Genomic DNA, 22,280 nt, shown 5'->3' with positions numbered 1-22,280 from the left:
CGCCGCCGGCGCAGCGGCGGCCGCGCTGCCGCGCGGCGATGCCCGCGCCGAGAGCGAGCCGGCGGACGCCTCCCGCCCGGCGCCGCAGGGGCGCCGCGCCGCCAATGACGACCGGGAGAGCATCGGCCAGCTTCTGGCCTCGTTGCAGCGCCGCCCCTCCGCCGCGCCCTATGTCTTTGCCTCGCTCGCCTCGCTTGCCTGGCTCGGCGCCGGCGGTGCCCTGCTCTACAGCCAGTTCGGCGGCCTGTCCGGCTCGCTGGCCTCGATGGTGAACGCCCCCGGCTTCCTGGCCGGCGTCGCGGCGACCATCGTTCCGCCGATCTTCTTCCTCGTGCTCGCGGCCATGGTGCGCCGCATGCAGGAGATGCGGATCGTCGCCTACTCCATGGCCCAGGTCGCCATCCGGCTGGCGGAACCGGCCCGGGCGCCGGCCCCCGCCCCGGCCGCCACTCCCGTGGTCGCCGCGACCGCCGCCCTGCCGCCGATCCAGATGCCAGCCGGCGTCTCCGAGGAAACCCTCGCCCAATATGCCGGGCTGGAGCAGTCGGTCACCCGCGCCAGCGAGGCGGAAGCCTTCGTCCGCGGCGAGGTCGCCGCGCTCGCCCAGGCCTATGACGACAATAACCGCCGCATGACCCAGCTGGTCGAGCGGCTGCAGCTCGAGCGCGACGCCATACTGGCGCAGACCGAGCACATCCGCGAAACCATCACCTCGTCGCATTACGCCTTCGCCGAGGAAGTCGGCACCGTCAGCGAGCGCATCAACGATACCGTGATGCTGGCCGCCGACCGGGTGGCCAACACCCTTTCCGACCGTGGCGAGCACATCACCCTGGCGCTCGGCCGGGTCGGCGACACCATCATCGAGGCGCTGTCCGACAAGGGCGGCGATCTCATCGACCGGCTGCAGGCCACCGGCTCGGAGGTCAACACCAACCTGTCCGACGCCAGCGAGCACCTCATCTCCACGCTCTCGGCGCAGGGCGACGAGATCAGCAAGCGGCTGTCCGGCGTCACCAACGAGCTTACCGACACGCTGTCGGCGCGCACCGACGACATGAGCCGCCAGCTCTCCGGCGCCACCGACACGCTGTCCAAGACCCTCACCGCGCGTTCGGACGAGATCGGGCTGCGCCTCACCGGCGTCGCCGAGAACCTCACCGAGACCCTCGCCTCCCGGACCGAGGCGATCAGCCGCCAGCTCTCCGGCGTCACCGAGAACCTCACCGATACGCTCACCAACCGCACCGACGAAATCAGCCGCCAGCTCTCCGGCGTCACCGAGAACCTCACCGACACGCTTGCCAACCGCACCGACGAGATCGGTGACCGGCTGCTGCGCACCGCGGCGGAACTGTCGCATGTGGTGAACCTGCGTACCGAGGAGATGGGCGACAAGCTCGCCGCCACCACCCTCAAGCTCACCAGCACGCTCACCACGCGCTCGGACGAGATCACCGACGCGCTGGTCAGCACCGGCACCCGCCTCGCCGACGAGATCGCCATCCGCGCCAGCGAGGTGAACCAGACCCTGAAGAGCACCGGCGACTCGCTGGTGCTCGACCTCTCGGTGCGCGGCGGCGAAGTCGTCCGCAAGCTGGAAGAGACCGGCAACCGCGTCGCCGACACCATCACCGTGCGCGGCGACGACCTCGCCGACCGCATCGCCGACACCGGCAACCGCATCTACGACGCCGTCGCCGTGCGCGGCGCCGAGCTTGAGCGCCTGCTGGGCGAGACCGGCCAGCGCGTGGTGCACCAGCTTTCGCAGGCCGGCACCGGCATCCACGATTCCCTCGCCGACGCCGCCAGCCGCGTCTCGCAGGACATCGACTATCGCGGCCAGGCGCTGACCCAGCAGCTCGCCCATGTCGGTGCCGAAGCGGCGCAGGCCCTCGCCGACAATGGCGCGCGGGTGACGGAGCAGTTCCGCGAGGCGGCCGACTACCTCGCCTCCGACCTCACCACGCGCAGCGACAACATGCGCGACCATCTGGAGCAGCAGTTCCGCAACATCGAGGACCTGGTGAGCGTGCGCGGCGGCGAAATCGCCGACCGCATCTCCACCGACACCTCGTTGCTGGGTCGCCAGATCGTCGACGGCCTGCGCGACTTCGATACCGTGCTGCACACCCATGGCGGCGACATGGTCCAGCGCATCACCGACCGCGTCGACGCCGTGACCCGCGCCATTGACGTCAACCTGTCCGGCTTCGACGACCAGGTCTCCAGCAAGGCCCAGCAGGTCGCCGCCTCGCTCGACATGCGCATCGCCAATATCGAGGGCGTGCTCGACCGCGGCGTGGAAGGCCTCAACCAGACGCTCGGCACCCGCACCGTCGAATTCGCCCAGACGCTGTCGGAAGGCGCGCGCCAGACCAACGAGGCGATGAGCCATTCGCTGGCCATGCTGAGCGGGTTCTTCGACGACCGCGCCAGCGCCATCACCGACCAGCTCTCGCAGCACATCGAGCAGGCGGACCGCACCCTCGCGGCGAGGGCGCAGGACATCGCCACCTCGCTCGACGACCGCGTCGGCCGCTTCGAGGAGACCGTGGTCAGCCGCATCGACAACGTCGCGACCTCGGTCGAGGTGCGCGGCGCCGCCATGGCCGACCTGCTCGGCCAGCGCATCGGCGCCGTCGCCGGCCAGCTTCGCAACGAGGCCACCGAGATCGAGAACAGCCTCACCTCGCTGGTCGACAATGTCAGCCGCACGCTGGGCGACCGCGCCAGCGAGGTGACGACGCTGTTCGACTCCCGCACCGACGAGATCGCCCGCATCGTCGAGGAGCGCGGCAACGGCCTGCTCACCGCGCTGGAAGATCGCAGCATCTCGATCACCAGCGAAATCTCGCGTGCCAGCACCGAACTGCTCACCGCCATCGACGACCACCGCGAGAGCCTCGTGGCGGCGCTCGACACCACCCGCAGCGGCGCGGTCTCCGAGATCATGCGCGCCAGCGACGAACTGCTGAACACGCTGGAAGCGCGCTCCGACGCCATCATCACCGCGTTCGACACGGCCACCACCGGCCGCGCCGACCAGCTGATGCAGATCAGCGGCGACGTCGTCTCCTCGCTGCAGCAGATCACCGGGGACGTGGCCGCCTCGCTCCAGGCCGCCGGCGGCGAGGTCACCTCCTCGCTCCAGTCGGTCGGCACCGAGGTCAACAATTCGCTGCAGCAGATCACCGGCGACGTGTCGAACTCGCTGCAGCAGATCGGTGGTCAGGTCACCCAGGAAATCGCCCGCGCCGGCGATTCGCTGCTGTCCGAATTCGACGGTCGCGGCGCCCAGCTGGTGGAAAGCGCCCGCCAGGCGACCGAGTTCGCGTCCGGCGAGTTCTCCCGCATCGTCGACGAGTTCGACGGCCGCGGCGTCCAGCTGGTCGAAAGCGTGCGCCAGGCCAGCGGCGGCGCCTCGAACGAGCTTGCCCGCCTGGTCGACGAATTCGACGGCCGCGGCGCCCAGCTGGTCGAAAGCGTGCGCCAGGCCAGCGGCGGCGCCTCGGAGGAGCTTGCCCGCCTCGTCGAGGAATTCGGCGGCCAGGGCACCCAGTTCGTCGACAGCGCCCGCCAGGCCACCAGCGTCGCCTCGGAGGAATTCGCCCGCCTCGCCGAGGAATTCGCGTCCTCGCTCGAAGGCCGTGGCAGCGGCCTGATCGCGGCGATCGCCGCCAGCGGCCGCTCGGCGGTGGCGGAGATCGCGGCGACCAACGAGGCGCTGCAGGGCGATGTCTCCGGCCTGCTGGAACGCCTCGGCGCGGTCAATGTCCAGCTTCAGGACGTGCTCGCCAACTCGGTTTCCAGCCTCGCGGACATCGAGAAGACCATCTCCGGGCGGCTGGAAGCGTTCCGCAGCACGGTCACCAATGTCGAGGAAGCCAGCACCCTCGCCTCCTCCCGCATGGACGAGCAGATCCGCGACCTGCGCGCCGTCTCGACCGACGTGCTCAAGGATGTCGCCCGCCTCAGCCATTCCTTCGGCGAACAGGCGAACCTCATCACCAGCGTGGCGAACGCGCTCGGCAGCGCGCACGAGAACCTCGACGACACGCTCGGCGGCCGGCACGACGCGCTCATCGCGCTCGCCGAGCAGATCACCGAGCGCACCGCCGAGCTGGATGGGCGCCTCTCGCAGTACACCAGCACGCTGGAGGGCACGTTCGGCCGCGCCGAGGAGCGCGTCTCCGCCATCTCCAAGTCGATCCTCACCGCCGCCAGCACCTCGACCGAGGCGCTCGTGCGCCAGCAGCAGGAGGTCCGCGAGGTCACCGAGGCCGAGCGCGAGCGCACCGTCGCCTCGCTGCACGAGACCTATGAGCAGGCCGTGCGCGAGGTCGACACGCTGATGCGCCAGGCCAATCAGGGCTTCTCCGGCGCCGCCCAGGCTCTGCGCGCCTCGGTGCTCGACATCCAGCGCCTGCTGGAGACCACCCGCGAGGAACTCAAGCGCGGCATTCTGGAGCTGCCGGAAGAGACCGAGGCCAACGCTTCGGCCATGCGCCGCACCGTCGCCGAGCAGATCAAGGCACTGGCGGAGCTCAACGAGATCGTGTCGCGCCACGGCCGCACGCTCGATGTCGACACCGGGCCGCGTCCGCGCCTGCCGGCGCCGATGGCGCCCACCTCGTCGGCCCCCGCCGCGCCCGCGTCGTCGCGCCCGGCGATCTCCCGCGCCCAGCCGCCGGTGCCGCGCCCCGAGCAGCCCTCGCGTCCGGAGGCCCCCTCCTATTTCGAGGCCCCGCGCGGCAACGGCCTCGGTGGCGGCAGCACGCCGCCGCGCCGGCCCAACATCGCCCCCCAGCCGCAGCCCGAGCGTGGCGGACCGGAGAAGGGCGGCTGGCTGTCCGAACTGCTGGCCCGCGCCTCCGATGGCGACGGCCCGGCGCCGGTCGGCCCCGCGCCGCGCAGCGCCCCGTCCCTGCCGCCGCGGAATTTCGATCCGCGCCAGGGCCAGCCGGAGCGGCCGGTCCACCACACCATCGAGTCGCTCGACTCGCTCTCGGTGGACATCGCCCGGATGATCGACCACGAGGCCGCCGTCGACCTGTGGGAGCGCTACAAGAAGGGCGAGCGCAACGTCTTCACCCGCCGCCTCTACACCATGCAGGGCCAGCAGACCTTCGAGGAAATCCGCCGCAAATACCGGCGCGACCTCGAGTTCCGCGACACGGTCGACCGCTATATCGGCGAGTTCGAGCGCCTGCTGGAGCAGGTCTCCCGCGACGAGCGCGGCCAGGAGCTGACCAAGACCTATCTCACCTCGGATACCGGCAAGGTCTACACCCTGCTGGCCCACGCCGCCGGCCGCTTCGACTGATACGCCGGCCGGCCCGCCGGCGCCACGTTCCGCCAGAGAAAGCCCCCGCTCACGCGGGGGCTTTTTGCTTTCGGCTCTCCCGTCCGGGGGCATCCGCCAGCGGGCATCGCCTCGAACGGGCATCGCCCCGAAGCGGCACCTGCCACATCCCGCCTGTGGCGTAGGGACCGGAGAGACCGGCGCGTGCCTCCGCCTGTCCCCGCAGCGGGGCGCCAGTGGTGACGCGCGCCCCCACCTTCCTCTCGGACGCCGGACGCCCCCCGCGCCGGGAGGGCCGCCCGCATCGCGGGGCGAGCGTCGGGACACCTTGCGACACGCCGGGCACGGGCGATGCTCCTCACACGCGGGGCGTCAGTGCCGCGTCGCACCCCGGCCGCGCCGCCTCGCCGGCCGCCTTGCCGACCGCCCTCCCCGCGCCACCAGCCCCAGAGTCCAGCGCGCCCGCGCGGCCTTCCTCCGCCGCCCCCCACCGCGCGTCGCGGCAAACAAAAACCCCGCCGCTCCGGCGGAGCGGCGGGGTCGGAAGCGTCAAGGCCGGCCGGGACGGGCTTGTAGGCCTCAGTGCGGGGCGGGCGGCGCGGCGGCGTCCTGCTTGCGGGCGCGGCGGCGCTCGCCGAAGCCCGCCAGCCACCGGCAGACCACATAGAAGGTCGGGGTGAACAGCAGGCCGAAGAAGGTCACGCCGATCATGCCCGAGAACACCGCCGTGCCCAGCGCCTGCCGCAGCTCGGCGCCGGCGCCGGTGGCGATGACCAGCGGCACCACGCCGAAGATGAAGGCGAGCGAGGTCATTATGATCGGCCGCAGGCGCAGCTGGGCGGCGTGGGTCGCCGCGGTGAAGCGGTCCTCGCCGCGGTCCTCCAGTTGCTTGGCGAATTCCACGATCAGAATCGCGTTCTTCGCCGCCAGGCCGATCAGCACGATGAATCCCACCTGACTCAGGATGTTGTTGTCCTGCCCGCGTAGCAAGATGCCAACCACCGCCGCGATCAGACACATCGGCACGATAAGGATGACCGCCAGCGGCAGGGTCAGGCTTTCATACTGCGCCGCCAGCACCAGGAAGACGAACACCACGCCCAGCCCGAAGGCGAAGATGGCGGTATTGCCCGCCCTCACCTGCTGGTAGGCGAGCGCCGTCCATTCATAGGCGAAGCCGTCCGGCAGCGTCTGCGCGGCGATCTCCTGCATCTTCTGGATCGCCTGCCCCTGCGAGGTGCCGGGCATGGTGTCGCCGTCGAGTTCCGCCGCCGGGTAGAGGTTGTAGCGGGGCACGCGGTAGGGGCCGGAGATGTCGTGCACCGTGGTGAAGGAGCCGAGCGGCACGAGCTGCCCCTCGGCGTTCTTCACCCGCAGCCGCAGCAGGTCGTCGGAGGTCAGACGGTAGGGCGCGTCGGCCTGCGCCTGCACCCGGTAGGTGCGGCCGAACAGGTTGAAATCGTTGACATAGGACGAGCCGATATAGGTCTGCAGCGTCGAGAACACGTCGGCGATGTTGACGCCGAGCAACTGCGCCTTGGTGCGGTCGATGTCGAGGAAGAGCTGCGGCGTCGAGGTCTCGAACAGCGAATAGACCTGCTTGAGGCCGGGCGTCTGGTTGGCCGCGCCCATCATGGCATAGACCGCGCCCTGCAGCGCCTCATAGCCGCGCCCGCCGCGATCCTCGATCATCATGCGGTAGCCGCCGGCATTGCCGATGCCGGCCACCGGCGGCGGCATGACGACGATCATCTGCGCCTCTTCCACCGAGGCGAGCTTTCCGAACAGCTGCCCCTGGATCTCGGGGGCGGACTGCCCGGGATGCTCGGCTCGCTCGGCCGCCGGGCCGAGAATGACGAACATGGCGCCGGCATTGGGGGCGTTGGTGAAGGTGGCGCCGGAGAAGCCGACGATGTTCACCACATGCGCCACGCCCGGCGTCGCCAGCACTTCCTTCGCCGCCTTGGTCATCACCTCGTTGGTGCGCGAGAGTGCCGCCCCGCCGGGAAGCTGCGCCGCGACGATCAGGTAGCCGCGATCCTGCGCCGGGATGAAGCCCTGCGGCGTGGTGCGGAACAGCTGGAAGCCGCCGGCGAGGATGGCGACATAGACCAGCAGCACCACCACGGCGATGCGCACCAGCCGGCCGGTGAGCCAGCCATAGCCGCGCGAAACGCCGTCGAAGCCCTTGTTGAAATAGTGGAAGAAACCCGTGATCGGCCGCGCATACCAGGCCGGCTTGTGCTCGGGCCCCTTGTGCGACCGGAGCAGCAGCGCGCACATCGCCGGCGACAGCGTCAGCGACACCAGTAGCGAGATCAGCGTCGAACCGGCGATGGTCAGCGCGAACTGGCGGTAGAACTCGCCGGAAATGCCGGTGATGAAGGCCGAGGGGATGAACACCGAGGCCAGCACCAGCGAGATCGCCACCAGCGCCCCGCCCACGTCGTCCATGGTCTTGTAGGCGGCGTCGCGCGGGCTCAGCCCGGTGGAGATGTTGTGCTCGACACTTTCCACCACCACGATGGCGTCGTCGACCACGATGCCGATCGCCAGCACGAGGCCGAACAGCGACAGGTTGTTCAGCGAGAAGCCGAACAGGCTCATGATGAAGAAGGTGCCGATCAGCGATACCGGGATCGCCAGGATCGGGATGATCGCCGCCCGCCAGCTCTGCAGGAACAGCACCACCACGATCACCACCAGCACGATCGCCTCGAGGATCGTGTGCTCGACCGCGCTGACCGACTCGGCGATGAACTGGGTCGGGTTGTAGGCGGTCGAATAGGTCACGCCGGGCGGGAAGCCCTTGGCGATTTCGGCGATGGCGGCCTCGATCGCCTTGCCGGTAGCCAGCGCGTTGGAGCCCGGCAGCTGGAAGATGCCGAGCGCCACGGAGGGCTTTGAGTCGAAATAGGAGATCGAGGAATTGTCCTGCCCCTCGATGTCGATCCGCGCCACGTCGCGCAGCCGCACCACCGCGTTGCCGGTCTCGCGCACGACGATGTTGCCGAACTCCTCCGGCGTCGACAGGCGGCCGAGCGTGCGCACCGCCACCTGGAAGCCCATCTGGTTCGGCACCGGCGGGGCGTTCAGCACGCCGGAGGCGACCTGAAGATTCTGCGCCTGCAGCGCCGCCGTCACGTCCCCTGCGGTCAGGTTCAGCGCCTGCAGCTTCAGCGGGTCGAGCCACACCTGCATGGCGTAGTCGCGCGAGCCGAACACGGTGATCGAGCCGACGCCCGGCACGCGCTGGAGCTGATCCTTGATCTGCAGGTTGGCGTAGTTGGAAATGAACAGTGAATCGCGCGAATCGTCCGGCGAGAACAGGCTCACCACCATCAATATATCCGGCGACGACTTGGCCACCGTCACGCCGATCTGCTGCACGTCCTGCGGCAGCCGCGGCGTCGCCGTGGCGACGCGGTTCTGCACCTGCACCTGCGCGATATCGAGATCGGTGCCGATGTCGAAGGTCACCGCGATGGAGAAGCGCCCGTCCGCCGTCGAGTTGGAGGAGATGTAGAGCATCCCCTCGACGCCGTTGATCTGCTGTTCGATCGGCGCCACCACCGTGTCGGCCACGGTCTCCGCGCTCGCGCCGGGGTACTGTCCGGTGACATTCACCACCGGCGGGGCGATGTCGGGATATTGCGCCACCGGCAGCGATACATAGGCGACGGCGCCCAGGATCATCACCACGATGGAGACCACCGAGGCGAAGATCGGGCGATCGATGAAGAAGTGTGAGAACCTCATGGCGACGCCTCCGCGCTCAGTTCGCGGGCGGGGTGGCGGCGGGCTTGGCGTCGTCGGCCGTTCCCGTGCCGGCGGCCGGGGTGGCCGGCGGGGCCTCCAGCTTGCCCACCACCTGCGCACCCGGACGGATGCGCATCAGCCCGTTGACGACAACGAGGTCGTCCTTGTCGAGGCCGCTATTGATGACGCGCTGGCCGTCATGGGCGCGGCCGAGCGTGACGTATTTCATCTGCGGCGCCTGCGGCTGGTCGCCCGGCTGCAGCACATAGACGAATTTGCGCGTCTGCTCGGTGCCGATGGCGACATCCGGCACCAGCAGCGCCTGATGCGGCGCCGAGGACGGCACCTCGATGCGGCCGAACATGCCGGGGGTGAAGACGGCATCCGGGTTGGCGAAGGTGGCGCGGCCGCGGATCGTGCCGGTGTCTTCGCTGATCTGGTTGTCGACGAAGTCGAGCTTGCCTTCGTGAGTGAAGCCCTTCTCGTCGATCAGCGCCAGCTTGACCGGGATCGACGTCCCCTTGGCACCCATTTCCTTCGCCATGCGCTGGTAGCGCAGATAGGACGCCTCGTCATAGGTGAACTCGAAATAGATCGGGTCCAGCGACACGATGGTGGCGAGCAGGGTGTTGGTGTTGGTGCCGCCCGAGCCGCCGGTGACCAGATTGCCGACCGACACCTTGCGGTCGCCGATGCGGCCGGTCACGGGCGAGCGCAGTTCGGTGAAGTCGAGATCGAGCTGCGCCGCCTGCATCGCCGCCTGCGCGGCGGCCACGTCCGCGCGCGCCGTGCGCTCGCTCTGCAACCTCTGATCATAGGCCTGCTTGGAGATGGCGTTCGACGTCTTGTCGTCGATCAGGGTCTGGGCGCGCTGCAGGTCGGACTGGGCGAAGTCGAGCTGGGCCTGCGCCCGCTCCAGATTTGCCTTGGCCTGATCGTGCGCCACCTGGAATGGCCGCTTGTCGATGGTAAACAGCAGGTCGCCCTGCTTCACGATCTGGCCGTCGGTGAACGACACGCTTTCGAGATAGCCCGAGACCCGCGCATAGACATTCACCAGATCGACGGCGGCGAAGCGGCCGACATACTCGTCATAGTCCGTGATGGTGCGCGTGGTCGGCTTGGCGACGGTCACGGTCGGCGGCGGCGGTGCCGCCTGCTGCCCCTGATCCTGCTCGGAACAGCCCGCCAGGGCGAGAGCGGCGAGGGCAAGTGCAGCCAGGGAAAAGCGCGGCAGCGCGGTCATCATATCCGTCTCCGAAAAGGCTGTTCGGGCATTTCGGGACATGTCCCGAGATCGCATGTCAGGGGTCCGCCCCGCATTCGGAGCCGCTGACGACGGTGCGAACTATCACAGTTTTGTTGCACCGCGTAAGCAATAAATCGTCACGAGAGGCTCGCCGCAGGGCGTCCGCGCAAAAGCTGTATCAGGTAGCGCCGGCCCAGGAGCGCGAGCACCAGCGCCGCGTAGACCGCCCCCCCTGCTGCAACGCACAATACCAGCAGTGCCTCGTCGCGACCATAGGTCAACCCCGCCAGCCGGGGCCCGGCGACCTGCGCGGTGGCGAACAGAGTCAGGGCGAGCGCCGCACCGATCAGAGCCAGCCGCGGCAGCGCGCGCAGCAATTGCCCGTCGCCGCACTCATAGCCGCGCCAGCGGGCCAGAATGGCGAGCACGAGAACGGTGATCCAGCCGCCGACCGAAGTGGCGAAGGCCAGCCCCACCTGCGCCAGGCTGCCCATCAGCAGGATCTTCAGCCCGATATTGACCACCGCCGCGCCGAGTGTCGCCAGCACTGGGGTCCGGGTGTCGCCGCGCGCATAGAAGGGTGACATGAAGGCGCGCACCACCACGAACGGCGCAAGCCCGACGCCATAGGCGGCCAGCGTTGCCCCCGCCGACGCCGCCGCCTCGGGCGTGAACGCCCCGCGCATGAACAGCCCGCGCATGATGATCTCCGGGATCGTCAGCGCAGCGGCCAGAAATGGCAGCACCAGCAGCAGCGTCAGCTCGATCGCCCGCGACTGCGCGAAGCGCGCGCCCTCCAGATCGTCGGCGGCGATCCGCCGCGACATCTCCGGCAGCAGCACGATGCCCGCCGCGATGCCCACCACCCCGATCGGCAGTTGGTTGATGCGGTCGGCATAGAACAGCGCCGCCACCGCGCCCTCCGGCAGGAAGGAGGCGATGATGGTATCGGCGAACAGCGCGAGCTGCACGCCGGCCGAGCCGATGATCGCCGGCCCCAGCGCGACCAGGAAGGCCCGCATGTCGGCATCGAGCCGTGGCCGGCCGAAGCGCACACCCAGCCCGTGCCGCTCCGCATCGAACACCAGCAGGCCGAGCTGGAGGAAACCGGAGATCAGCACCCCCCATGCCGCCGCATGGCCGGCGGTGGGAAACAGCCCGGCCGCGCTCAGCGTGCCGACCATCGCCACGTTGAGCAGGATCGAGGCCGCTGCCGCCGCCCAGAACCGGTCATTGGCGTTCAGCACGCCGCCGACCAGCGTCACCACCGCGATCAGCCCGAGATAGGGAAAGGTGATGCGGGTGAAGTCGACCGTGAGGGCGAAGCGTTCGGGATCGTCGGACAGGCCCGGCGCCAGCGTCGCTACAACCCAGCCGGTCGCCAGCAGCGCGACGGCAAGCAGCGCGAGCTGCACCAGCACCACCCCCGTCAGGATGCCGTCGGCGAATTTCCGTGCCTGCGCCTCGCCCTCCACCGTCTTCACCCGCGCAAAGGCCGGGATGAAGGCGGTGTTGAACGCCCCTTCGGCGAAGATGGAGCGGAAATGGTTGGGCAGCCGGAAGGCGATGTAGAAGGCGTCCGCCAGCGGGCCGGCGCCGAGCACGGCGGCCATGACGATGTCGCGCACGAACCCAGTTAGCCGCGAGAGGAGCGTCCAGCCGCCGACCGTGAAGATGCTGCGTATCATGGGATGCCGAGGGAGCGGAAAAGCGGCCGGAAGCCCGAATCGGGCACGCAGCGAAAGCTAGCCTCCCCGCCCGCGCCCCGCCAGTCGCCGCTGCCGGAAGTTACGGCTGGCGCAAGTTGCGGCTGGCGGAAGCCGCCCGCTGCCTCAGGCGCCGAGCGCGCGGCGCAGCGCGGCGATGACGCGGTCCTGCGCCGCCTCGTCGAGATAGGGGTGCATCGGCAGGCTGATCACCTCGCCCGCCAGCTTTTCGCACACCGGCAGGCCGTTGCCTGCCGTTGGGTGCTGCGCATAGGCCGGCTGGCGGTGCATCGGCAGACGGTAATATACTGCGGTCGGCACGCCTTCCTTCTGCAGCGCCGCCGCCAGCCCGTCGCGCACGCCGTGCGGCAGCCGGATCGTGTACTGCGCCCACACCGAGGTGGCGCGCGCATCCACCGCCGGCACCGTGCACACATCCGCCAGCGCCGCATCGTAGCGGCGGGCGACGCGTTGGCGGGCGGCGATCTCGTCCTCGAAGATCGCCAGCTTCTCCAGCAGCACCGCCGCCTGAATAGTGTCGAGCCGGCCGGTCATGCCGAGCCGCACATTCTGGTATTTGTCGACGCCCTGCCCGTGCTCGCGCACGCTCTTCAGCACCGGCACGAGGTCGTCGTCATCGGTGAGCACCGCGCCGCCATCGCCATAGCAGCCGAGCGGCTTGGCCGGGAAGAAGCTGGTGGCGGTGGCGTCGCCGAAGGAGCCGGTGCGCCGGCCGTTCCAGGTGGCGCCGAAGCCCTGCGCCGTGTCGCACAGCATCTTGAGCCCGTTCGCGCCGGCGATCGCCGCGATGGCGTCCATGTCGGCGGGCTGGCCGAACAGGTCGACCGGCACCACGACCTTGGGCGTCAGCCCCTCGCGCTTTGCCACCGCGATGGCGGCTTCCAGGCTGGCCGGGTCCATGTTGAAGGTGTCTTCGAGAATGTCGACGAAGACCGGGGTCGCCCCCACCCACGGCACCACCTCGGCGGTGGCGCAGAAGGTGAAGGCCGGGCAGAACACCGCGTCGCCCGGCTTCACGCCCCAGGCCATCAGGATCATCGCCAGCGCATCGGTGCCGCTGGAACAGGCAACGGCATGCCTGGCCCCGGCGAAGGCGGCCAGTTGCTGTTCCAGTTCGGTCACTTCCGGCCCGTTGATGAACCGGCAATGGGCGAGCACGCGCGCCACGGCATCGTCGATCCGGGTGCCGAGCCGCGCCCGCTGCGCCGCGATGTCGACGAAGGGGATCGGAGCCTGATCGGTCTTCACATGCGAATTCATCGGTCTTCCTCTCAGCCGGCGGCGCGGGCGCGCAGCGGCACCGGATCGGCAGGCGGCTCAAGGGGTTCGAGGCAGCGCATGGCGGTGGCGATGGCGGCCACGCCATCTTCGCCCGTCACGGCCGGCTGGCGATCGCCGCGCACCGCTTCAAGGAAGCGCAGCAGTTCGAGCCGCAGCGGTTCGGCATAAGCCACCGGCAGATGCCGCATCGAGTAGCTGCCGTCCGGCTTGTAGTCGAAATACTCCGTAACCTGCCGGGTCAACAGATCACCGATCACATACTTCTTGCGCGTAGCGACATGCACGGTGCGTGCCTTGAACGGCGTCAGCCAGTTGGTGTTAATGTGCGCCAGCACGCCGTTGGCGGTGCGGAACTGCAGCAAAGCGATGTCCTCGCGCTCGGCCACCGCCGCCTTGATCTGGGGCTGCACCTCGGTGATGTGCGAGCCGGTGAAATGGCAGATCAGGTCGATATCGTGCACGGCGAGGTCGATCACCACGCCGACATTCGACATGCGCGGGGGAAACGGTCCGACGCGGGTGATACCGATGGAGAGGATTTCCTCGTCGCGAATAGCGTTCTTCACCGCCTCGACCGCCGGATTGAAGCGCTCGACATGGCCGACCACCAGCGCCACGCCCTTCGCGCTGGCGGCGACGACGATGGCCTCCGCCTCCGCGACCGTCGGCGCAATCGGCTTCTCGACCAGCACGTGCATGCCGGCATCGATCGCCCTGAGCGCGACGTCATGATGAACATGCGTGGGCGCGGCAATGATAAGCGCGTCAGCCCCCTGCGCCACCAGTTCGTCGAGGCTGGCGAAGGCGTGGCAGCCGAGCAGCGCCGCCACCTTCTCGCGCTGGCCGGCGTCCGGATCGGCGATACCGACCAGTTCGGCGCCCGGCAAATCGGTGAGCACGCGGGCATGGTTGTAACCCATGATGCCGACGCCAACGACGCCGACGCGAACGGGCTTTGCCGCCCCGCCCCGGTCCTTCACCATTCGGGAATATCCTTCCGTCTGAATCTGACGACGGCGGTCTAACACGCAGTCCCGAGGGTGGCGAGAGATGCCGAATCCCAAAGCGGCGTCAAAGGCTTCACTAATTGCTTCAACCTGTTACCGATTGTCGTCACTCGGTGACGGTGGCTTCTTCGTCCGTGGCCTCGGCAGCAGCCGCGGCGCTCGCCACGCCGCTGGTGTCGACGAAGCTTTTGTAGACGAAGGCGCGCTTGCCCTCGACGATGATCTCGCACCATTGCTGGCAGGTGACGAGTTCGACCTTCTGGCCGCCCGGTAGATTGCCGATGGCCGTTGCACCTTTCTTCGGCGCCGCGCGCATAGTCACCGGCCGCCGCGTGACAGCGGTTCCGATCGGTTCGCCGCCGAAGCCCGCGGGCAGAACGCCCTCGTCGACGGCTTCGGCCGCCGCCTCCACGGGCACGGCCGGAGCCGTCGCCGCCACCTCGCGTTCCACCGCTCGCACCGGCGGCAGAGGAGGCTCCTTCGGCAGCGTCACGGACGTTGCGGCTACCGGCTCGGCCCCCGCGTCAGAAGCAGCAACGGCCGGCTCGGTCATGTCGTCCGTTGCGACGGCCGGCACAAGGGCCGTCGCGGCAGGCTCCGGTGCGGCGAAAGCCGTAGCCTCGGGAGCTACGGAAATGGGATTCGCGGCTGCGTCGGACCGGCCTGACGCATTCAACAGAATCGGTGGCAGGCTGCCCGAGGGCGGGCTGTTCGCAAGGACCGACGAGGCCGCCGCCGTCGGCACGGCGATCTCAATGGCGGACCCGGCCAGTTCCACCGTCCGGGCGGAAGCGACGTTGCGCGCGTCCGGCAACTGGGCAGAGGGCGCGACGCTGGCCACCGCTGCATTGCCGATGACCTCGGGCGCCACCTTCGCTTCCTCGCGCGCGGCAAGCGATTGCAGCATCACCGCGCCACCGCCGACCACCACCATGAAGACGGCGAGCAGGCCCAGCCGCTGCCAGGTAATGACGTCCTTCGAGGCACTGCGTTTGCGCCGGGCGTCGGTCTCGCCAGCGGGGCGCGCCGAACTGCCGAAGCTGCGGCGGCGGGCAGCCTGGGCGGCATCGGCGGTCGGCCCGCCGGTCGGCGCCGTCCTGGAACTCGGGTTCGACCCGGCGGCACGGCCGGTCAGAACATCGCCCATGTCGCCGAGAGCGGCGATGCGGCTGCGCACATCCCCGAGGGAGCGGGGCGAGGAAGCGCCGGCCGGGCGGGCGCTGCGCTGCGTGGCGGCGGCAGAAGGCGCGGCCGGAGACGCCCCCTCATGGGCCGCCCCCTCCTCCGGGTGGCCGCCGGACTTTTCCTGTTCAAGCGTGCTGAGAATGGACCGGAAGTCCGAGACAAGCGATGAGGAGAGCCCGGTTCCGCGCGGCTCCTGCGATGACGTGGGCATGGCGCGGAGACTCTACGCTACAGGGAAAAGGCGGAGGAAGCTGCGGGCATCGGTCGCAAATGTGACAGCTTCGGCATGGCACCCATCCCGAAAGTGTCGCCCGACACTGGCGGCAAGGTCGTTGGCGCAGCGCTGACCACTTCGCATGGGTTCTTCCAGTCCGTTCGGGCCGGCACCCGAGGGCTTCCGACCGAGTTCCGTAACCGTCTTCGAATGCGACGGCTGACAACTTACCGGCATTTGCCATCTTGATGCAAGAATGTCACATGCCGGAAATTTCCTTATGAACAAAGATTGCGGCAACTCTTGGCCTCGCGCTTCCGGCGAAGCCATCAACTTATCCCGTCAAGCGCGGCAAGTTGCGGGAAAATCTCGACTTCCCTACACCAGCACCACCCGCGACGGTGCGTTGACCGCGCCGAAGATTCGCTGGTAGCGGGCGATCTCGTCGGCTGGCCCCATGGCCTTTGTGGAATTGTCGGAAAGCTTCACTGTCGGGCGCCCATCGGCCGAGATGACCTTGCAGACGATGGAGATGGGATCGAGACGGCCGTCCGGCGCGAAGCCACGGAAATCGTTGGTGAGCAGGGTCCCCCAGCCGAAACCCATGCGCATGCGGCCGCGGAAGTGCCGGTAGATGCGCTCGATGTCACCGATGTCGAGCGCATCGGAGAAGATGGCCAGCTTCTGCGTCGGCTCCTGCCCGCGTGCGTGCCACCAGCGCAGGGCCTCCTCGCCGCCTTCGATCGGGTCCTTGCTGTCGATTCGGATGCCGGTCCATCCCGCGACCCAGTCCGGTGCCCGTTCGAGGAAATGGGTGGTGCCGAACGTGTCGGGCAGGATGACCAGAAGGTTGCCCTCGTAATCCTGCTGCCAGTCGGCCAGCACCTCGTAGGGCGCCTGTGCGAGAGCGGCGTCGGTGTCAGCCAGCGCGGCATAGACCATGGGCAATTCGTGGGCGTTGGTGCCGGTCGCCTCGACCTCGCGCCGCAGCGCGATGAGGCAGTTGGAGGTACCGAGGAAACTCTCGCCCAGCCCCTCCATCATGGCCTGCACGCACCAGTCCTGCCACAGGAAGCCATGGCGGCGGCGGGTTCCGAAATCGGCGACGCCGGCGCCGCCCAGCGCCTTAAGCCGCTCGACCTTTTCCCACACCCGCGTCATGGCGCGGGCGTAGAGCACCTGCAGCTCGAAGCGTCCCATGCTGCGCAGCACGGCGCGCGAGCGCAGTTCGTTGATGATGGCAAGCGCCGGGATCTCCCACATGGTGGTCTCGATCCACGGCCCCTCGAAGGTCAACTCGTACTGGCCCTCGCGCTTCTCCAGGTGATAGGCGGGAAAGCGAAAGGTCTCCAGCCAGGCGATGAAGTCCGGCGAGAACATCTGCCGCTTGCCGTAGAACATGTTGCCGCGCAGCCACGTCGATTCGCCGCGTGTCAGCGACAGCGTGCGCACATGGTCGAGTTGCTCGCGCAGTTCCCCCTCGTCGACGAAGTCGGCGATGCGCACGCTCTTGGTGCGGTTGATGATGCCGAAAGTGACGCGGGTGTGGAAGTGCCGGCGGTAGATCGTCTGCGCCATCAGCAGCTTGTAGAAATCCGTGTCGAGCACGGAACGGACGATCGGGTCGATCTTCCAAGTGTGATTGTAGACGCGCGACGCGATGTCGATCATGCGGAAAGGTCCCGTTTGCCCGGCCACCCCTTCTAGCCGATGGCGGGCCGCATCTCCTAGCGGTCAGGCGCATCAGGAGGCGAAAGCGCAATCGCCGTGCCTTACCCCTTGGAACCGGCCCGTGCCGCTCTTAAGTGCGCTTCGACCCCCGTATTGAGATACGGGCCCCCCAACGGACAGGAGCGCATCTTGGCGGCCATAAAGTCCCTCTTCGATTCCTATCGTCTCGGCGGAATCACTCTGTCCAGCCGTATCGTCATGGCCCCGCTGACGCGCAATCGCGCCGGCGCCGGCCTCGTCCCCTCGCCGCTCGCGGTCGAGTATTATCGCCAGCGCGCCAGCGCCGGGCTGATCATCACCGAAGCCACACAGATCTCCGCCACCGCCCAGGGCTATCAGGACACGCCCGGGCTCTTCACTGAGGCGCAGATCGAGGGCTGGAGGAAGATCACCGACGCCGTCCACGCCGCCGGCGGCCACATCTTCGTGCAGCTCTGGCATGTCGGCCGCGTCTCCCACCGCTCGCTGCAGCCGGGTGGCGCCGCTCCTCTCGCCCCCTCCGCCGTGCGCGCCGAGACCCAGACCTATGTCAACAATGGCTATGCCAATGTCGACGAGCCGCGGGCCCTGACGCTGGAGGAGATTCCCGGCATTGTCGACGATTTCCGCAAGGCGTCGGCCAACGCCCTCCTCGCCGGCTTCGACGGTGTGGAGATCCACGGCGCCAACGGCTATCTGATCGACCAGTTCCTGCGCGATGGCGCCAACAGACGCACCGACGCCTATGGCGGCTCGATCGAGAACCGCACCCGCTTCCTGACGGAGGTGCTGCAGGCGGTCACCGCCGAGATCGGGCCGGAGCGCACCGGCCTGCGGCTTTCTCCCGTCACCCCGGCCAGCGGCATGACCGACAGCGACCCGCAGCCCTTGTTCAACCATGTGCTCGACGTCGTGGAGAGCCTGCACCCGGTTTATGTGCACATGATCGAGGGTGCCACCGGTGGCCCACGCGACATCGTGCCGGACTTCGACTTCGAGGCGCTCCGCACCCGCTTCAGCGGCACCTGGATGGTCAATAACGGCTACGATAAGGCGCTGGCCGAGGCCGCCGTCGCCAGCGGCAAGGCGGACCTCGTCGCCTTCGGCAAGCCGTTCGTCTCCTCGCCCGACGCAGTGGAGCGCCTGCGCCGCGGCGTCGCCTTCAACGAACTCGACCGCGACCATCTCTATGGCGGCGGTGCCGAGGGCTATATCGACTACCCGACGCTGGACAAGGCCGACGCCTGAACGGACGCCCGCGCAGACACACGAAGGCCCGCCAACCGGCGGGCCTTTCCTATCGACGCGTTTGCCGCCGCGCCTCGTCGGCTCAGGCTGCCAGAGGCGCCTCCGGCCGCCCCGAGCGCACAGACACCTCGACATTCATGCCAAGATAGTCGCCGGTCATGCCGGTAAAGCCACCCGCCACCGGCACCGCCTGGCTGGGATCGCGGGTGACCGCGACGCGGATGAGGTTGTCGGCGGCGATCGTGCCATTGGTCGGGTCGAATTCGACCCACCCTGCCCCGGGCAGGTAAATATCCGCCCAGGCATGGGTGGCGCCGGCGCCCACCACCGTGGACTCGTCACCATCGAGTGCCGGATCGTAGAGATAGCCGGTCACGAAGCGGGCGCCGAAGCCCAGCGCGCGGGCGGTCTCGATCAGCAGCAGCGCGAAGTCGCGGCAAGAGCCGGTGCCGAGATGCAGCGTATCGAGCGGTGCCTGCGTGCCCTCTTCGATGCGCAGATTGTAGCTGAAGTTCTGGTGGATGCTGTTGTTGATGTCGGTCAGTAGCGCCATCGTGTCGGTCGGGCGCGCGGCGACGAAGCCTTTCGCCCAGCCCTCCAATTCGCCGTTCGGGTCGGGGTAATGCGGGTCCAGCATGCGGCCGAGGTCGATGCGGTCATCCGGCGAATAAACGAACGGGTACGTTTTGGCACTTTCCTCGATTTCGAAGACGAGGCCGCCGAGGCCATACCGCTCCAGCGTGAGCACGCTTTCGATCTCAAGCTCGTTCGACGGCTCCGGGAATTCAACGATGGCAACGGAATTGCCGAACACGTCGTGGATCCAGCGCATCGTACCATGCGGCGACAGCGCGATCTCCGCGCCCACCAGACGCAGGTCATGGCTGTCGCGCGGCCGCAGCATGAGCCTATGCGCGTGAAAGGTAACCGGGTTGGCATAGCTGTAGCGGGTGATGTGTCGGACGGTCAGGGTCTGCATGATCGGGTCCCAGGCGGAATAGCGGGCGGTGCGTCCACCACCCGCGCGGTGCCGCCGGCAGTTGGTTCAGCGGGAAAACAGCCGGCCAAGAGTAAAGCCCAGAATGCCCATGGCAATGAGCGCATGAAAGGAATAACGGCGCTCCGACGGCGTGGCGAGTGCACCGGGCACGCTGGCCAAACCAGGCGTGCGATCAACAAGACGCGTACGCTCGTCCGCATGGCCGGTCGGACCTGGCGCCGGCTTGGCGCCCATTCCACCGACCGGCCGCGGGGTCCCCTGATCGTTTGACAACCCTGTGTTGGCCGACTCGTCGGAAGGTCTTCCCGCGGTGGACCCGGGTTCATTCGTCGGATGTGCCATCGCAACGCCTCGCCTGTTTGCCTGTTGCGAAGCCTAACGCGCGAACTCGGCATTCGTTTCGAAGGCACGCGGGGGGTGTGCAGGGAGGCCCTCGCCTCATATCCGGCCGTTAAGAAAAGCCAGCATCTCGACCGGCCCGCTGGCGTTGAACAGCTTGACCTGTCGTCCCCCGCACATATCGCAGCGCAGGCGCGGCCGCGCTTCTCCATTGGCCGGCGGTGCCAGCGCCGACGCGTCGGCACGCCCTAGCGCGGACCGCCTCCCGCAGCGCTGGCAATGGGCACAAAGTACGGATGACTGGTCGATGATGTCGCCTCCCCGAGCGGACCGGCCGGAGCACGACCGCCTGTGATCACCACATTCATGCGGCAACGCGCAGGCGTCGTCCGGTCAAGAAACCGTCATGGCACAAAAGTAAGAGTAAAAAATGCCCCTCATCGAAGGGGACCATCGGGCCGGAATTACCTATCACATTCCAGCCCGGGCGAAGCGATATTCACCTCGGGTTTCCGCCAAAACTCCGAAGGATCGGAATTTGGTGGGCGCACTAGGGCTCGAACCTAGGACCCGCTGATTAAGAGTCAGCTGCTCTACCAACTGAGCTATGCGCCCCCGCCGCAGACCGTAGCCTTGCGGACGGGGGGTCGTGTAGCAGAGGCCTATGGGCCTGTCCATAGGGTCGGGTCCGCTTCCTGATCTTTCCCCAGCCCATCGCTGAAACGGCTTATGGCAAACGTCGGGGGAGACTACTCCTGGAACGCCTCCTCGCGCTTCTTGCGCACCGAGGGCAACAGCACCACCACCAGTGCGAGCACCGCCAGCCCCAGCATGGTCGCCGAGATCGGCCGGGTGAAGAACACGGTCGGGTCGCCGCGCGAAATCAGCATGGCGCGGCGCAGATACTCCTCCAGCATCGGCCCGATGATGAAGCCGAGCAGCAGCGGCGCCGGCTCGCAGTCGAGCTTCACCAGCACGTAGCCGACCACCCCGAACAGCGCCATGGTGAAAACGTCGATGGCGTTATTGTTGACGCTGTAGACGCCGATGCAGCAGAAGCCGACGATGAGCGGAAACAATATATGGTAGGGCACGGTGAGCAGCCGCACCCAGATTCCGATCAGCGGCAAGTTCAGCACCACCAGCATGAAGTTGCCGATCCACATCGAGGCGATGATGCCCCAGAACAGGGTCGGCTGTTCGTTCACCACATTCGGCCCCGGCACGATGCCCTGAATGATCAGCGCACCGATCATCAGCGCCATCACCGGGTTGGACGGGATGCCGAGGGTGAGCATCGGGATGAACGAAGTCTGCGCACCGGCATTGTTGGCGCTCTCCGGCCCCGCCACGCCCTCGATCGCGCCCTTGCCGAACTGCTCCGGGTGGCGGGAGATCTTCTTCTCGATCGAATAGGCCGAGAAGGATGAGAGGATCGCCCCGCCTCCCGGAAGGATGCCGAGGAAGGAGCCTATGAAGGTGCCGCGGAGGATGGGACCGATGATGCGCCTGATGTCGTCCCTGGAGAGCAGCAGCCCCTTCACTTTCTGCACCATGACGGTGCGGGTGTGCTCATCCTCCAGGTTGCGGACGATCTCGCCGATGCCGAACACGCCCATGGCCAGCGCCACGAATGCGATGCCGTCGGCGAGTTCCAGCATGTCGAAGGTGAAGCGCGGCGTGCCGGTATAGACGTCCTGGCCGGACAGGCCGAGCAGGATGCCCAGCACCACCATCGCCAGCGCCTTCACCACCGAGCCGGCGGCGAGCGCCACGGAGGCGACCAGGCCCAGCACCATCAGGGCGAAATATTCCGGCGGACCGAACTTCAGCGCGAGATCGGCCAGCGGCGGGGCGAACACGGCGAGCAGGAAGGTCGCCACCGAACCGGCGAAGAACGAGCCGAGCGCGGCGGTGGCGAGCGCCGCCCCGGCGCGGCCCTTGCGGGCCATCTGATAGCCGTCGATGGCGGTGACGACGGAGGAACTCTCCCCGGGCAGGTTGATCAGTATCGCCGTGGTCGAGCCGCCATACTGCGCGCCGTAATAGATTCCCGACAGCATGATCAGCGCCGAGACCGGCGGCAGGCCGAAGGTGATCGGCAGCAGCATGGCGATGGTCGGCACCGGGCCAAGGCCCGGCAGCACGCCGATCAGCGTGCCCAGGAGCACGCCGATGAAGCAGTAGAAGATGTTCTGGAAGCTGACGGCGACGGAGAAGCCGAGGGCGAGATTGTCGAAGATTTCCATGTGGCCC

Annotated in this window: 12 protein-coding genes and 1 tRNA gene (1 of these 13 only partly in view); 2 read left to right on the top strand and 11 right to left on the bottom strand. The window is 68.1% G+C overall.

The genetic code is table 11. The features are described 5' to 3' along the window. On the top strand, positions 1-5,326 hold the 3' portion of the coding sequence (locus KHC23_RS09780; protein WP_425514564.1) for an apolipoprotein A-IV repeat region-like domain-containing protein. 332 nt of this gene lie to the left of the window's left edge; the window shows 5,326 of its 5,658 coding nt (coding positions 333-5,658); the start codon falls outside the window, past its left edge; the stop codon is at positions 5,324-5,326. Positions 5,327-5,884: 558 nt separating this feature from the next. Here the strand turns inward: KHC23_RS09780 and KHC23_RS09775 are convergent. The 7 genes from KHC23_RS09775 to KHC23_RS09745 form a co-directional block, all read right to left on the bottom strand. Next, entirely contained in the window at positions 5,885-9,064 is a 3,180-nt protein-coding gene (locus KHC23_RS09775) for an efflux RND transporter permease subunit (protein ID WP_213371944.1), read from the bottom strand. Positions 9,065-9,080: 16 nt separating this feature from the next. Next, entirely contained in the window at positions 9,081-10,313 is a 1,233-nt protein-coding gene (locus KHC23_RS09770) for an efflux RND transporter periplasmic adaptor subunit (protein ID WP_213371942.1), read from the bottom strand. A gap of 137 nt (positions 10,314-10,450) precedes the next feature. Further along, positions 10,451-12,001, bottom strand: a complete 1,551-nt coding sequence (murJ, locus tag KHC23_RS09765; protein ID WP_213371940.1) for a murein biosynthesis integral membrane protein MurJ — start codon at positions 11,999-12,001, stop codon at positions 10,451-10,453. Between the two features lie 144 nt (positions 12,002-12,145). Beyond that, positions 12,146-13,300, bottom strand: a complete 1,155-nt coding sequence (locus KHC23_RS09760; RefSeq protein WP_213371938.1) for a DegT/DnrJ/EryC1/StrS family aminotransferase — start codon at positions 13,298-13,300, stop codon at positions 12,146-12,148. Between the two features lie 11 nt (positions 13,301-13,311). Further along, entirely contained in the window at positions 13,312-14,304 is a 993-nt protein-coding gene (locus KHC23_RS09755) for a Gfo/Idh/MocA family protein (protein WP_213371936.1), read from the bottom strand. A 130-nt stretch (positions 14,305-14,434) separates the two neighbouring features. Further along, positions 14,435-15,724 carry an SH3 domain-containing protein gene (locus tag KHC23_RS09750; RefSeq protein WP_213371934.1) on the bottom strand — a complete coding sequence of 430 codons (1,290 nt, stop codon included), beginning with the start codon at positions 15,722-15,724 and terminating at the stop codon, positions 14,435-14,437. A gap of 381 nt (positions 15,725-16,105) precedes the next feature. Further along, a complete protein-coding gene (locus KHC23_RS09745) occupies positions 16,106-17,398 on the bottom strand; it encodes a nicotinate phosphoribosyltransferase (RefSeq protein ID WP_213371932.1) in 1,293 nt (430 codons plus the stop codon). Positions 17,399-17,587: 189 nt separating this feature from the next. On the opposite strand from KHC23_RS09745, the gene KHC23_RS09740 reads away from it, so the two are divergent. After that, positions 17,588-18,685, top strand: a complete 1,098-nt coding sequence (locus KHC23_RS09740) for an alkene reductase (protein WP_213371930.1) — start codon at positions 17,588-17,590, stop codon at positions 18,683-18,685. An 82-nt stretch (positions 18,686-18,767) separates the two neighbouring features. Here KHC23_RS09740 and KHC23_RS09735 read toward each other — a convergent pair whose 3' ends face one another. From KHC23_RS09735 to KHC23_RS09720, 4 genes are all read right to left on the bottom strand, one after another. After that, entirely contained in the window at positions 18,768-19,664 is an 897-nt protein-coding gene (locus KHC23_RS09735; RefSeq protein WP_213371928.1) for a transglutaminase family protein, read from the bottom strand. Positions 19,665-19,730: 66 nt separating this feature from the next. Continuing rightward, positions 19,731-19,919, bottom strand: a complete 189-nt coding sequence (locus tag KHC23_RS09730) for a hypothetical protein (RefSeq protein WP_213371926.1) — start codon at positions 19,917-19,919, stop codon at positions 19,731-19,733. A gap of 644 nt (positions 19,920-20,563) precedes the next feature. Then, positions 20,564-20,639 (bottom strand) — tRNA-Lys (locus KHC23_RS09725). Positions 20,640-20,773: 134 nt separating this feature from the next. Further along, positions 20,774-22,273 (bottom strand): tripartite tricarboxylate transporter permease, encoded by a 1,500-nt coding sequence (locus tag KHC23_RS09720; RefSeq protein ID WP_213371924.1) that lies wholly within the window; start codon positions 22,271-22,273, stop codon positions 20,774-20,776. Between the last annotated feature and the right edge of the window lie 7 nt (positions 22,274-22,280).

The organism is Ancylobacter dichloromethanicus (assembly GCF_018390645.1).
GTDB lineage: Bacteria > Pseudomonadota > Alphaproteobacteria > Rhizobiales > Xanthobacteraceae > Ancylobacter > Ancylobacter dichloromethanicus.
The sequence above is the reverse complement of the archived record's forward strand: the minus strand, read 5'-3'. Positions and strand labels throughout refer to the sequence as shown.

What these genes read in the sequence shown, in the direction of transcription:
- KHC23_RS09775 (WP_213371944.1), bottom strand. Translation starts at nt 9,064, where the DNA reads ATGAGGTTCTCACACTTCTTCATCGATCGCCCGATCTTCGCCTCGGTG.
- KHC23_RS09735 (WP_213371928.1), bottom strand. Translation starts at nt 19,664, where the DNA reads ATGCAGACCCTGACCGTCCGACACATCACCCGCTACAGCTATGCCAAC.
- KHC23_RS09745 (WP_213371932.1), bottom strand. Translation starts at nt 17,398, where the DNA reads ATGATCGACATCGCGTCGCGCGTCTACAATCACACTTGGAAGATCGAC.
- KHC23_RS09720 (WP_213371924.1), bottom strand. Translation starts at nt 22,273, where the DNA reads ATGGAAATCTTCGACAATCTCGCCCTCGGCTTCTCCGTCGCCGTCAGC.
- KHC23_RS09760 (WP_213371938.1), bottom strand. Translation starts at nt 13,300, where the DNA reads ATGAATTCGCATGTGAAGACCGATCAGGCTCCGATCCCCTTCGTCGAC.
- KHC23_RS09730 (WP_213371926.1), bottom strand. Translation starts at nt 19,919, where the DNA reads ATGGGCGCCAAGCCGGCGCCAGGTCCGACCGGCCATGCGGACGAGCGT.
- KHC23_RS09770 (WP_213371942.1), bottom strand. Translation starts at nt 10,313, where the DNA reads ATGATGACCGCGCTGCCGCGCTTTTCCCTGGCTGCACTTGCCCTCGCC.
- murJ (WP_213371940.1), bottom strand. Translation starts at nt 12,001, where the DNA reads ATGATACGCAGCATCTTCACGGTCGGCGGCTGGACGCTCCTCTCGCGG.
- KHC23_RS09755 (WP_213371936.1), bottom strand. Translation starts at nt 14,304, where the DNA reads ATGGTGAAGGACCGGGGCGGGGCGGCAAAGCCCGTTCGCGTCGGCGTC.
- KHC23_RS09750 (WP_213371934.1), bottom strand. Translation starts at nt 15,724, where the DNA reads ATGCCCACGTCATCGCAGGAGCCGCGCGGAACCGGGCTCTCCTCATCG.